The following is a 12,483-nucleotide window of genomic DNA, read 5'->3' on the forward strand; positions in this document are numbered from 1 at the left end:
TTGTTCACAGGGCGATAGTGACCGGTATGCCAGAGAAGATGTCTGGGCTCAATCCTGAAAGACCCATGTCGACGGCGGACGACAATCAGTGGAAGAACGCACCAGAGCGAGAGCTTGCCAATTTATTGTGTGGATTCGGTGATCCAGCAGTGTACTCAAAGTATGGACCGGAACCGCTAAGATATTCCACTCACTATCTGCCTGCCGCGTTGGACCTTGCTGATCTAAAGACAAAGGACGGACGTCGGATAGAAGCCGGAGGAACGGCAGTAAAAAGAATGCTAGACATCGTTTGGATGGATCTTGCCAAGATTCTCCTGAAGATAGCGGAAGAACTTCCCGGGCCTGGACCTGAGCCTGTCGAGAGAGTTGAAAACCAGGGTTTTGTCGTAAATCGACCCGAAATAAGTCGTGCGATACGAAATGCAATAGAGTACAACGAGCGGCCACTAGTTTGGGTGTTCGGGCCACCAGGCGCAGGTAAAACCGTTGCCGTAAACGCAGCGTTGGGTCGAATAGATGACTTTGTGGTTGAAATAGATTGCGCCGCCAACGGCAATCCTTTTGATGATAGAACTGTACACGGGCACATCCGCAAAGCGCTTGAATTGTTCGGAGAACCAAGTGATGGTGATCCAGAGTTAGTGAGGCACAGATTCATACAGCTGCTTTGCCGCGACGGAGGTCCTCGATATGTAAAGATAGAGAACCATGAAGCCGGTACATTCCCGGAGATTGCCGAGGATCACCGGTTTCAGTCGCACATTATTGTGCTGTCAAGGAATCGCCCACCTTCACATCTTGCCGACGAAGACAGTATTCACGTCGGTGACTTGTCCAGAGACGAGTCTGCTATCGTTATTCGGCAGTTTATCCCTGAAGCGGCTGACAGTGAGTGCGAGCAACTAGCAGCGGCTACGTTTCACAGAATACTAATACTTGTCCAAGCGTGCCGGACAATCAGCAGCTCAAGGGGCAGATTTTGCATAGCCGATTACTTGGATCAGATTGCCCATCCCAGCGATTTCATCCGCTTAGTTGAAAGTCAAAGCGGAGATAACCGTCGAGGCTTTGTCAGTCACTATCAGTTCATGATCGAAGCTCTTCCGCGACTGAATTCACATGCGCTGTCCTTTTTGGACCTACTGATAGATCTGCATGGAGTACATGAGATCGGATTTCTAAAAATTCTATGGTCAGACATGTATCCGATGGTTCGGAAGCATAAAGGAATTTCGGGAAGCTTTGCGGCAAGCAACGAGGTTGAAAGCGCCTGGAAATGCCTCCATCGGCACGCATTAATCGAGATTACGAAGAGTGCCGACGAGAATGTCGAAACTGATAGCTACGAAATATCGGTGCACCCCTTAACAAGGCTATGCTTACTCGAACTCCGGAAACCCTCACTGATAGCTGGTCGTAGGAGGTTCTTCAGCGCTCTCAAATTACGACTTCAGTGTGAATTGTGGAAGCCGGGGCACGCCCTTTCAAAGCATATGATATCGGTCGCATGGGCCTCCATGGACCTGCTTCTTCGCAAGGCGCCGCAGGAAGAGGTGCAGGGTATTCCAACAGATGATATTCAGCTGGCAGTTGCTGTTCTCGCTCGGGCACTGCGCCAGATTGATGTCGTATTCAGCAATCTAAGTAGTCGGTGCTTCGATTACCTCATCTGGTCACTGTCCATTGATGAGCGTCGCTTGATTGTGGTTCAACCGAACGAAGTATTGACATTGCGGCCAGCGAATCCCGGCGACCTTCCTATCGAAATCCGAGATGCTTCGGCAGAGAGTAAACAAGGATGTACAGCCGTCTTGACCGAATTGCTTATCCGGCTCGAAATAGGCACGGGTGATAGATGGACTATCGAGGGTATTACGGCACCGTGTAGACAATTAAACGTCCTGGTTCCGAGCCTTTCAAGGAGGGGGGTGTTGAACGCGTGCCTCGATCTCGGATTCCATGAATATTTGACAGGGAACGATTTGGCTAGTGGCCGCGAGTCGCTGTTGTTTGTATCGAATCCATCTATGCCGGTAATGAATCATGAAGATCGCATGAGCCTTCTCATTTATGGGCGTTTCATGGCTTCAATCGGAAATATATCGGCAGCCGTGACCATTTTGAGTATGAACGCTCGTATTGATGTCTCTCATATTATAGATACCGCCGGATGGTGGATAGTTCTTGAGAGCATGCGAACACTCTCCGATATCCTGTTGCGTGCAGGGCGTATCGTAGAATCAAGCGTAGTCTACAAAGAGATACTAGAAATATCCAAGGGTTGGGATTCTAGAGACGACCCGCCGCATGATATGGTATTTCAGTTCAGGATGCACTTGCTTACTCACGATATCTCGGCGTCCGAGAGTTTTCAGAGTCTAGCCGCCGATGGCGTAGACGAACATCTGGAGATGATGACATACTACACTGAGTACTGCTATCGCTTGTTGATGGAGTGCCAGCTGTGTGGAGACGGCGAGCTCATTTTGGAAGTCGTTGATCAGCTCGCTAGATTCTTTTTCTGTGTTGCGATCAAATTTGGCGCGGTCGATGTGAGGTTTGACGTCACATCTATCCGCTCTATATTTGCAGAATCGCCGTTGATAGAATCGTTTGAACATCGTATGATCTTTGATTTTCCCTGGACAGTATTCGAGGTCTACAAGGCCCTAAAAGACCCGGACCTCTCTCGTCGAAGCGACTTGGCGGAAACTTTGAATGAGTTCGCCGAAATCCTTATTTTTTCCGACGCTCACTGGTATGCGATAGCTCGTTACAGAGTCCTGGTGGCTTGTCTGGTGATTGGCTCTGAATCCGCTGTGGATATTTTGAAAGTCGAGCATGCACTAGACATTGCGGCTTCTTGTGGCCGCGAAGATTGGGGAGACGTCATACGGGGTGTTTGTGCGGACCCAAAGAAAATCGTGGGACTGCTCTATAAATAGGTCTGTAAGAGACTCGCTGGTCGTTGATGTGACGTCCTTATTATGGTTGGGTTAAGAGGGGCTAGAGAAGTCGGGGAACGAAAGAGGCAACGACCTGAGCCCGAATCTAACGCTTGGTCGATAACCTCAGTACATGTTGTATGCAAGAAAATGCAGTAACCCTTCGGGTGTTCTGTTTGTCGATCATGACAAAATAGCTGGAACTGGGCACCTCATCGGCAACGTTCTGCACTTGTTCACTGGTAGTTGAGATTTCAGCGCACTGGATTCATATCCCAATGACGCTTGATCATTCCCTGGACCCGCTCAATCTCCGGATACACCAACCAATCCCACCCACCTGGTTCAGCGCCCAACCATGCAGCAAGGTGTCGCCGGAAGAACTGTGACCGTGCCTGCCGTGAGTTCCCGATGTAGTCGTGCCCGTCTGTACGCATCGCCAGGTACGACCGTTCCTGCCGCTGAACGCTGTCGACGGCTGCGGACAGCCAATCGTCGCACCGATGAAGAACCACGTCTTCCGCAACGGATTTCACGAACGCTTCCGGTTGGGCATCGGCGGCGATGAGGTGGATGTGGGCATGGTCGTAGCAGGCACCGCCCTTATCGCGGAAGTCGTAGCTGCCGTGCTCGAACAGCACGACGCTGTTACCGGCCGAGCCGAGCCGGCCGGTCCAACGATCGATCAGCTGTCGGAGGTCAGCTTGTTCCTCGTCGTTGAACCAGCCTGCCGACAACGTGTGCCGCTTGCTGACGATCAGGACGTAGTCCGGCACCAGCGCCCCGATGCAGGGGAAAATGACGAAATGCGGTGTCTCATCGAGGATGTAGTCGCGGCTGTCCTCCGGGGAGATGCCAAGGTCGTAGAACAGATTAGAGCTGGTTCCGCCGCTCACCTCGCAGCAGAAGGTGCAGATATCCGCCAGTGCGCTCACTGGATACTCCTTTGAACGAAGGTCAGAACAGGCTGGCCTGAGCCGAGCTTGGTTTGTTTTCGATGGTGTCGTCCAGTTCGATCAGGTGGCCGACGAACTTGGATTCGTTCTGCAGCACCAGATCTGACGACCCGTCGCCGTCATGGCACAGGATGGTGTGCCCTAACGCGTCGACCCCGTCGATGACGTACTCGCCAGCGCCGTCGAATGATGGCGCAGCCTCCAGGAATCGGCCGTAATCCAGCAGCTTGTTGTAGAACCACTCACCGCCAGTCCATGTGTCGTACAGGAGCTTGGCGTCAGGAGGCAGGCTTTCGACGGCCTTGGCGGCTGCGGTCGCGAGTGAACCTTCGAGAGTCGACCATTTATCCAGCGTGCCGGTAAGGGCGTTCGTTTTGGCGCTGCTGGTCATCGCCTGCTTGAATCCGGCCGCGGACACAATCCGTTCGAGATGGCGGACATGGAGGCCATCCGGCGAGCTGGCAACGACTCGCGCCAGGATCGCCCCCTGTTCATACAGACGAGAGTTCTTCCGCGACAGCGCAGCGGTTCCCACCTTGCATTGCCCGGTTCCGAAACAGGCGATGTAGAGCAGGTGCGGCTGGCCGATGTAATCCCGTATCTGCACGGGCAATCCGTCAATAGCGCCCTGATGCTGATGGACAGTCGAGAAACCTTCGAGAAAGCGGCACCGGTCGCATTGCTTGCCGGTCTTCACCGCAGCGCGCTCTGCGCATGGCTGTCTGGTGCCGATCCCATTGTCGAAGGTGAAATAACCCAAGCAGTAGCGACTTTCATCAGTCACTCGAAATGCCAGTCGCTTGTTCGGACCCGGCCAGTATTCAACCGCGCCGTCGGGTGAAATGGCTTCATGGAACCACTGGCCATCTTCACGCCAGCTCAATCCGCAATACAAAAATGGTCCCCTCAGCATGTTTGAATTATACCCCTTCGTATCATTTGTTCCGCTTCCAAAAGCAGCGATTTCCGTTGCGATGCAACATGTTTGGAACGCTCGTCGTACAGTCCCTGGTCGAAATCCTTGACGAGGTTATCCGTCACGAGATGCAGGTAGTCGAACGACGCGCCAGCCTTGACGGCTGCCCGTCCCATCTGCCCAATTTCGGGATCAACCACTTGACATGATTGCGATGCTTCGACCGCCCACTCTCGGGTCTCGTCGATCACCGAGGGCATAGTCACGTGACAAATATCTCGAAGCATCCGCCCTGTCGGCCGGACGTACTGGAGACGGCCCCGCCAGGTAAACGGCACGCCATCGACCACCGAACTCTGACCGGTCGCCAGCCACTGGTTCGGGGCCAGGCTGGGATCGAGCGATCCCAACTTGCCGACGTACAGTACCCACGAGGTGATCTCCCGGCGCAGGATGGCGGCAGTCAGGCTCCCGGCCAGATCGCCCCAGTAACTGAACTCGCAGCCGAGTAGTAGCACCGATGCCCCTGCCACGTCGATGTGCTTCCAGCCGAAGCCATGGCAGTGGTTCCAGGGCACGCCCTCAGCCTCGCGGCCGAACAGCTGCTGGACGTATCCGAAGACGACCACATCGGCATCCGGCAGCGAATGGGGTAGCCAGCGGTCGATGAACCAATCCATCTCGTAGCGCTTCGGTTGGGTCAGCAGCACCGGCCGCTGCTCACCCCTGATGAGGCCCGCGGTGGCGATCAGCTTGGCGTAGTGCCAGGTGTAGTCCCGGCCTGGCGACGTGACGCAGTGGAGGAAGCTGCCGAGGCGGATGAACTCCGGTCGGCGCCAATTGAATAGCTTCGTATCCAGCGGCTTGGCATTGAGTAGCAATGCCAGCGAGGGCGAGCCGTACACCTTGATGGCCTGCACGTCGCTCAGATCCAACTCAGGCACCTTGGGCAGGACGTAGCGATGCAACTGCTCACCCATGGTGTGATCCGCGGGCGGCGTCGGAGGAACAAGGCGCGTCGCCATCAGCTGACCTCGACAATCCGCAAGAAGGAGGCAGCATCCGGTATCTCGCCATCTGGCGCGTAGCGGACGTCGGTCAGTTCGTCGTCGATCTCTTCGGCCAACTCCCGCATCTGCACCCACGTGGCCTGCTGGTAGGTATCAAACTTCGTTGTACCGCCTGGCTGGAACGCGCCGAGTTCCGAGGGTTTCAGCTGCTTCGTTGGTCCATCTCCGGCAACGGTTCCCGGAGGCAGCAGGACGGTTCGATCGGGCCACGGCAGCTCGCGAAACACTTGGTCAGCTGCATCACGGATGGCCGGTGATTCATGCATCCGAAAGCGGGCCCAGTGCTTGATCGCCCAGCCGTCTGTGATGACGAACGACGACACCCGACCTGCCGGGATGACGACGGTTTCGTAGTACAGCCAGAACCAGCTGGCGAGGCTGTGCAGCCAGTAGCGGGTGCCATACTCCCAGACGCTCTCCTTGGGGTCGTAGTCCCAGACCAGTTCGCGCAGAGCGATCAGGCGCTTGCTGACGAAGAGCGAATTGTCCAGTGCCTGTTCAGGTTTGTCGTCGCGGACCAGGATGCGGGTTCGCTTGAGGTCGAGCGCTTGGAGTTGACGGGCAAGGGTGGTTTTGCCTGCGCCGTCCACACCGTCGATAGATATCCAGTACATCACCATCGCCTTACGTCAAAACCCTGCTGCCGCAGAGTGATTGCCATGTGGGACAGCAGGCCAGAGCGGACATACACCGTTGTGATTCCCGCTGCCTGCAACTTGGTCGCGAACGTCAATAGCTCCCCGTAGCGCTCCCGGCCGATGCCGACTGCCAGCCGGACCGCTGGCGTTTGGGGCGGTCCCTGTTGAATGGACGTGATCAAGGGAAGGTGTGTCAGCGCCGACGATTGGACGTCGGTCGGAATCGACAGACCCTTGGTGTGGATGTTCTGCGGCGATAGGCCATACCGGCGGGCGTAGTGCAGCTTGATGCCCACAACATCGGTGCCGACCGCAGTCCGTAGCTGTTGCAGTTCGCCGGCGTTTTCGCCGACCCAGCACATGACATCGCTCAGCTGCCAATCTTCGACGCGGGCATATTGCGCCACGTAGCCAGTTGCAATCGTCCAGAACTTGGCAGGTTGAGCACTCATCGGACCGCGCAGTCGGACACCGATCTCCTCGGCGGGCGTCAGCGTCATGGTGGTGGGTTCGGCCAGGTTGTCGAGTTCCCAGATGCCGGGGATTACTTCGGCGACGTATGCCTGTTCGGCCACAGCCAGTTCCACTGAGAAGAGCAGATCATCGTAGGGCTGCACCACCACCGTGCTGACGCCATCCTCTTCGGCTTCACGTAACCACTGCTCGGCGTCGCCGAGGTCGCAGCCGACGATCCGCGGCAGATTCTGATTCTCATCATCACCGCACACCCGGAGGGTGAACCGTGAAGCATTCGGCAGCTGGGTGCGAATGGCGTCGATCGGATCGGGCGACGGCAGATGCAGCAGGAAGGCAGGCAGCCCGTCCAGGTGGAAACGCTGGAACAGTTCGACGGCCTGGGCTTTGGTGATCGTCACGCCTGGGCCTCGCTCGTCAGCGGGGCTGTTACCGGCCGGGCCTGGACGACGAAGACGCTCCGGCCGTCGAACATCCACTCCATATCCACTGGCGTCCGCATAACGGTGTGAACACGGGTGGCCAGATCTTCGATCTGAGCCGCAAGCCGCTGGTACTGCACGCTGTCGTGGTCGATGAACTCCCATTCGCGAACCCCGTCCCGGCAAACCAATCTCAGCTGAGGCACCTCGCCGCCCGTCGTGGCCAGCGGTGTGTCATAGCAGCCTTCCACCACAAGGGATTCCGGCGTCTTGAAGGCGACACCGCCCAGTACACAGGGAATTTGCTCCTGGAGGATGCAGCAGCGTCCACCCTCGTAGCGGCTCAGATCCGGTTCAATCTCCTGTTCGATCACCCGGATGAGATGTTCGGTTGAGGGTGGCAGATCTGTGAGCGACACGGTTTTGCCGGCCCCGGCGTCATCTCTCCGATCGTCCGCTTGGGTTGATGAACGCAGCACCACGCGATCGGAGGTCAGCGCTGCCAGCCAGTGGCCCAGGATGCTTCCTCGCCACAGGCCGGTGACGGCACCGGGCTGTAGGCACAATGCAGGCGGAATCGGCAATCCTTCGGTTGCGAGCTTACTGAGCCGCGCTGCTTTGTTGCCCCAAAGATCCGGTGGCAGAGGCGCATTGGCGAGATCAACGATCATGGAGTTGCTCCTTCGTTTGGTGGCGGGCAGATCTGGTCATGAGGTCGATCAGGGTGTTGAGGTCGGTGAAGCCGAAGACACGAGCGACAATTTCCAGATCACGCATCGTCAGCTCGTTTCGTGCTGCCGCCGGTGTGGCAGCCTTGCGACGGATGTGAGTGGCGCGGGTCATGGCCACCGCCAGAGCCGTGCGCAAGGTAAGAGCGGCAAGTCATCTCGCACGTCGTCATCGGTGGAGGCGACCGCTCCCACGGATGGTGCAGCGCGGACGAAGTTCAGGGCGGTATCCCGCTCGGCGCGGAAGTCGAGCGGTGGGAATCCCTGGAGCTGAACCCGGATGTGGTACTCAGGCACGGCGAACCCTCCTGGGAGACAAGGAGCCATCGCGCTCGTCCGGCCTGGAGAGAGTCGATGGCACTGGGACGATGAACCAGGTCGCCTTGCCGGTCGTCAGCCTTGTCCGGTCCCACCGGACGGCTGGATACAACGTGGCGATGGATGGGGTTGGGATGTCCACATCGGTCGGGTCCTCAACCGCGAAACCGACGACGCCACCGCGCTGCCACAGCACGCAGCGAATAAGCGGGATGTCGTCGCCAGGCTCAGGCCGGTCCCGCTTAGGGGAACCGATGGTGTGAACCACGCTGGCAACGAGATCTGTTGTCAGCGTTTCCATCACCGAGGAGATATGCGACAGCCCCCAGTGGGACAGCCTGATCAGCACCAGATTGCACGCACACCGAACAGCGGTCGGTTGCGCGATCAGCAGTAGTTCCGTCTCCATGTGGGCAACCCCTGGGCAGATTGGCAAGGGGCACCTGACATTCAGCGAAAGTGGGGAGGGTTGGCCAACCCCGGAATTGTCAAGCGCCGATTTGAGAGTCGCCCCGACGGGCGAACGTCGGTAGGCCCACCACCGACCCCCGTTTAGAACCGCGCTAAACGGGGGGTTCCGGGGCCGTAAAAGGGGGGTCTACCGGGGGTTTCTCGTCACGAAACCCCCACCGGGCGTACCCTTCCCACTAATCCGTACCCACGGCACCGCAAGGGGAGGCGGCGATGACCAAACAGCTGGTGCCCAACATGAAGCTGCAGAGCCTCATGAGTGAGGCGAATATGACGCAGCAGCGGCTGGCGGATCTGCTGAACGCCCGCGTCGAACAGCTTGGCGGCAAACCCGGCCGCTATACCGATGAAACGATTCGCCGCTACTTGCGCGGCGAACGAACCTGGCCGAACCCCCGCTACCGTGCGGCTTTCCGCCATGTCTTCAAGGTCGAATCTGACCATGACGTGGGGTTCCACGACCAGCGCTCACCAGTTGTGCTGGCTTCCGATCTACCCGAGGAGGAACCTGTGCGCCGTTCAGACTTTTTCCGTGTAGCTCTCGGGACCGCAGCTGCATTCGCGGCGTCGGTGCCACTGCGGGAACTGGCGGTCGTCACGCAACCTACGCCGGTCCCATCCTTGGTCGGCAGAACCGAGATCCAGCAGGTACTGAATACCGCCCAGGTCTTTTCGTCATGGGACAACACCTACGGCGGTGGCTTGGTCCGTGAAGCCGTTGCCGCGCAACTGAGCTACGCCGTGGAGCTGCTGAATGCCCGGTGCTCAGCCAGTAACCGAGCGGATTTGTTTACCGCGGTCGGTTTCCTTGGGCATACCTCAGCCTGGATGGCGTTCGATGCCTTCGCTCACGACGACGCACGGCGCATGATGCGACTTGCCCTTACCTGTGCCGAACAAGCGGGCGACCCCCACCTCCGGGCGGAGGTTTTGACGCGGATGGCTCGCCAGGCCATCTGGTGCGGCGATCCCGATACCGGACTGACGTTCGCTGAATTGGCGCTGGTACGGGCCGACATGCTGACGGCCACCGAACGCGCCAACATCCATACGGTTCGGGCACGAGCACTGGCCACGTTGCAACGGGTTGATGATGCCGTCCGGGCCGTTGGCGAAGCCGACGACGAATTCAGTAATAGCCAGCCCGAGAACGATCCGGTCTGGATGGGCTATTACGACGCTGCCCAACATGGCGGCGACACCGGCCATGCTCTGTACGATCTGGCGATGCACGGCAGGTTTGTTTCCGAGGCCCGGCGCCGTCTCCAGACAGCCGTTGACGGGCATGGCGACAACTACGTTCGGTCCCGTGCCTTCGCGAACCTCAAGCTGGCGTCGCTGGTGATGGCAACTGGCGAACCGGAAGAGGCCGCCGTGATCGGGCAGGCCGCGGTGAACGACGTTTCCCATGTTCGTTCGCAACGGGCCGGGTGGTATCTCCGTGAGCTGAACGGCCTGGCCGCACCCCACCGCAGGTTGGATGGTGTGGCCGACCTTCGGCAGCGTCTTGGTGGTATAGCTGCTGTATGAGCCGTGAAGCAGCAACCCGCTCGGTCCTCGAATCTGCCTCCGCGGCCGTTGGTTATTCCGCTACTGGAGCGGAGGTGATCAGCATGAACGAGAACGCCGTGTACCGGCTGCCCGGTGGCGTGGTTGCGCGAATCTCTCGGCCTGGGCAGTTGGAAACGGCCCGCCGTGAGGTAGTGGTATCCCGCTGGTTGGAGGATTCCGGCATCCGTGCTGTTCGCGTGATTCGGGAACTTCAGCAGCCGATCGAGGTCGAGGCGCAACCGGTTGTCTTCTGGCACGAACTGCCGCCGCATGACATCAGCCGGCCAGCCCAAGTTGGGCGCATGCTGCGGCAATTGCATGACGTACCTGCACCGACAGACATTGGCCTTGGTCGAGTCCAGCCGTTCGTTCGGCTTGATCAGCGGATTGAGGCAGCTCCCAGCCTGACCGACGACGACCGGGTGTGGATGCACGAGCACCTGGCCTCACTGGAACAGCGGTGGGCGGATCTGCCAGATGGCTTGCCGTGGTGCGCAATCCACGGTGATGCCCACGAGGGAAATATCGTGACGGCTGACGACGGTGGAGCGATCCTGCTGGATTTGGAACGGTTCTGTATCGGTCCGCCGGAGTGGGACACCGTGCAGACGGCCGTCAACTGGGCGACCTGTGGATGGATCACCGAGGCCGAGTACAAGGAGTTCGTCACGGCCTACGGCCACGACATCATGGGGTGGGACGGTTTCGAACTGCTCCGCGATGTGCGCGAGTTCCGGATGACCAGCTGGCTGGCGCAACTGGCGGCCGAGAACCCCAGCCTGCATGAGCAAGCGGCTCACCGAGTGGCATGCCTCCGCGGGAAAGAGGGCGAACGTCCGTGGAGGGGCTGGACAGCAAAATACTAGGGTTTTGCTGGGCAGCAACACCGTACCGTGAAGCGGGCGTATTGCGACCGTAGTTGTCCCTGGTCTGCCGTATCCTCGTCTCGTGCCCAAACGCACCAACCTCTTCCAGCAGGTCGTCACGGTGATCTACGAGCATCTCGCCGATGGCGCTTCCATGGAGTCGTCCGCAGAGTTGCTAAACCGGTTCACCGGCAAGAAGCGTGAAGTCGACGTGGTCCTCCGTACCAAGGCAGCTGGTCACGAACTTGTCATCGGTATCGAGGCCACTTCCCGACAGTCCAAACCTGCCTCAGTCGAGTGGGTCGAGGATATGGTCGGCAAGCATAAGAACCTCCCGACAGACAAGGTGATCCTTATATCGGAGAGCGGTTTCACCGAGCAGGCCCGCGATCTCGCGATCAAGGAATATATGGTCCCTATTTCGCCGGAGATCCTCGGCGCAGGAGATCCAACCTTCAAAATCGTGAATGCGGTCCGCTCTCTGTGGCCGAAACAGGTCAATTTGACCCCGGAGCGCTACCGCGTATTGGTCGATTTCCCGGGAGAAGGAGTGATCGCCTTCTTAGCTCCTGACAATCTCGATGTATTCGCAGAGGATGGCTCATTTGTGCCGCTTAAGCCAATTGTTCAGGCGCTCATAGAGGGCCACTGGCCACAGATAATCCAGCAGATTGACCTTGTAAATATCGAGGAAGATTTTGACGGGTTCGCCGTTATAGGGGTCGGGCCAGACTGGACGATCAAGGTGGATGGCGAGCAACATTACCTCTATGTCCGTTACGTCGAGGGTGAAAAGACAGAGCTGCAAAGGATTGATGGCCTAGAAATTACCGCCAAGGCGGAAATTCGCGTCGCCGAGATAGCCATGCATCATCGGCGGCTGGCTGAGATCGGTGTCAGCTACTCCTACGGTGAAGGGTATATTGGGAGCACGCCTGCTTTGATTGTGGCGACGGAAAGTTCGGATGGCAGCCGGGTGTCACTGCAATTGAACCCGAAGCACATCAAAAAGAAGTCAGCATCATGACGTGGGGTGTACCTTTAGCGTTAGAGCCTACCGGTGACAATTAGGCGTTTCTAATAGCACAGTCCCGTGGTGTCAGAGATCAACAGTGCTGCCGCAAC

At 58.0% G+C, this 12,483-nt stretch carries 12 protein-coding genes; 4 read left to right on the top strand and 8 right to left on the bottom strand.

The window, feature by feature from the left end; genetic code table 11:
* Window positions 1-26: 26 nt before the first annotated feature.
* Entirely contained in the window at window positions 27-2,948 is a 2,922-nt protein-coding gene (locus tag ACQP2D_RS09610) for a hypothetical protein (RefSeq protein ID WP_433683362.1), read from the top strand.
* 254 nt (window positions 2,949-3,202) lie between these two features.
* Here ACQP2D_RS09610 and ACQP2D_RS09615 read toward each other — a convergent pair whose 3' ends face one another.
* The 8 genes from ACQP2D_RS09615 to ACQP2D_RS09650 form a co-directional block, all read right to left on the bottom strand.
* The gene (locus tag ACQP2D_RS09615) at window positions 3,203-3,883 is read right to left on the bottom strand and encodes a hypothetical protein (RefSeq protein ID WP_433683363.1); all 681 of its coding nucleotides are present in this window, start codon (window positions 3,881-3,883) and stop codon (window positions 3,203-3,205) included.
* Window positions 3,884-3,905: 22 nt separating this feature from the next.
* Window positions 3,906-4,817, bottom strand: coding sequence for a hypothetical protein (locus ACQP2D_RS09620; RefSeq protein WP_433683364.1), 912 nt, complete (start codon window positions 4,815-4,817; stop codon window positions 3,906-3,908).
* The gene (locus ACQP2D_RS09625; RefSeq protein ID WP_433683365.1) at window positions 4,811-5,800 is read right to left on the bottom strand and encodes a hypothetical protein; all 990 of its coding nucleotides are present in this window, start codon (window positions 5,798-5,800) and stop codon (window positions 4,811-4,813) included. The genes ACQP2D_RS09620 and ACQP2D_RS09625 overlap by 7 nt, the downstream gene beginning before the upstream one ends.
* Window positions 5,801-5,844: 44 nt before the next feature.
* A complete protein-coding gene (locus ACQP2D_RS09630; protein WP_433683366.1) occupies window positions 5,845-6,504 on the bottom strand; it encodes a hypothetical protein in 660 nt (219 codons plus the stop codon).
* Window positions 6,504-7,403 (bottom strand): hypothetical protein, encoded by a 900-nt coding sequence (locus ACQP2D_RS09635; protein WP_433683367.1) that lies wholly within the window; start codon window positions 7,401-7,403, stop codon window positions 6,504-6,506. Before ACQP2D_RS09635 ends, ACQP2D_RS09630 begins: the two co-directional genes overlap by 1 nt.
* Entirely contained in the window at window positions 7,400-8,095 is a 696-nt protein-coding gene (locus ACQP2D_RS09640; RefSeq protein WP_433683368.1) for a PEP/pyruvate-binding domain-containing protein, read from the bottom strand. The genes ACQP2D_RS09635 and ACQP2D_RS09640 overlap by 4 nt, the downstream gene beginning before the upstream one ends.
* Window positions 8,085-8,291, bottom strand: a complete 207-nt coding sequence (locus ACQP2D_RS09645; protein WP_433683369.1) for a hypothetical protein — start codon at window positions 8,289-8,291, stop codon at window positions 8,085-8,087. Before ACQP2D_RS09645 ends, ACQP2D_RS09640 begins: the two co-directional genes overlap by 11 nt.
* Before the next feature lie 150 nt (window positions 8,292-8,441).
* On the bottom strand, window positions 8,442-8,879 hold the full coding sequence (locus ACQP2D_RS09650) for a hypothetical protein (protein ID WP_433683370.1): 438 nt from the start codon (window positions 8,877-8,879) through the stop codon (window positions 8,442-8,444).
* Window positions 8,880-9,154: 275 nt separating this feature from the next.
* On the opposite strand from ACQP2D_RS09650, the gene ACQP2D_RS09655 reads away from it, so the two are divergent.
* The 3 genes from ACQP2D_RS09655 to ACQP2D_RS09665 all read left to right on the top strand — a co-directional run bounded on the left by ACQP2D_RS09655 (window position 9,155) and on the right by ACQP2D_RS09665 (window position 12,385).
* Window positions 9,155-10,471, top strand: a complete 1,317-nt coding sequence (locus ACQP2D_RS09655; RefSeq protein ID WP_433683371.1) for an XRE family transcriptional regulator — start codon at window positions 9,155-9,157, stop codon at window positions 10,469-10,471.
* An 83-nt stretch (window positions 10,472-10,554) separates the two neighbouring features.
* Complete coding sequence (locus tag ACQP2D_RS09660) at window positions 10,555-11,358, top strand: phosphotransferase enzyme family protein (protein WP_433683372.1); 804 nt, start codon at window positions 10,555-10,557, stop codon at window positions 11,356-11,358.
* Between the two features lie 82 nt (window positions 11,359-11,440).
* Window positions 11,441-12,385, top strand: a complete 945-nt coding sequence (locus ACQP2D_RS09665) for a restriction endonuclease (RefSeq protein ID WP_433683373.1) — start codon at window positions 11,441-11,443, stop codon at window positions 12,383-12,385.
* Window positions 12,386-12,483 lie beyond the last annotated feature (98 nt).

The sequence above is a fragment of the Nocardia sp. CA-119907 genome (genome assembly GCF_050955995.1).
Classification (GTDB): Bacteria; Actinomycetota; Actinomycetes; order Mycobacteriales; family Mycobacteriaceae; genus Nocardia.

What these genes read in the sequence shown, in the direction of transcription:
- ACQP2D_RS09660 (WP_433683372.1), top strand. Translation starts at nt 10,555, where the DNA reads ATGAACGAGAACGCCGTGTACCGGCTGCCCGGTGGCGTGGTTGCGCGA.
- ACQP2D_RS09610 (WP_433683362.1), top strand. Translation starts at nt 27, where the DNA reads ATGCCAGAGAAGATGTCTGGGCTCAATCCTGAAAGACCCATGTCGACG.
- ACQP2D_RS09650 (WP_433683370.1), bottom strand. Translation starts at nt 8,879, where the DNA reads ATGGAGACGGAACTACTGCTGATCGCGCAACCGACCGCTGTTCGGTGT.
- ACQP2D_RS09620 (WP_433683364.1), bottom strand. Translation starts at nt 4,817, where the DNA reads ATGCTGAGGGGACCATTTTTGTATTGCGGATTGAGCTGGCGTGAAGAT.
- ACQP2D_RS09640 (WP_433683368.1), bottom strand. Translation starts at nt 8,095, where the DNA reads ATGATCGTTGATCTCGCCAATGCGCCTCTGCCACCGGATCTTTGGGGC.
- ACQP2D_RS09630 (WP_433683366.1), bottom strand. Translation starts at nt 6,504, where the DNA reads ATGTACTGGATATCTATCGACGGTGTGGACGGCGCAGGCAAAACCACC.
- ACQP2D_RS09625 (WP_433683365.1), bottom strand. Translation starts at nt 5,800, where the DNA reads ATGGGTGAGCAGTTGCATCGCTACGTCCTGCCCAAGGTGCCTGAGTTG.
- ACQP2D_RS09655 (WP_433683371.1), top strand. Translation starts at nt 9,155, where the DNA reads ATGACCAAACAGCTGGTGCCCAACATGAAGCTGCAGAGCCTCATGAGT.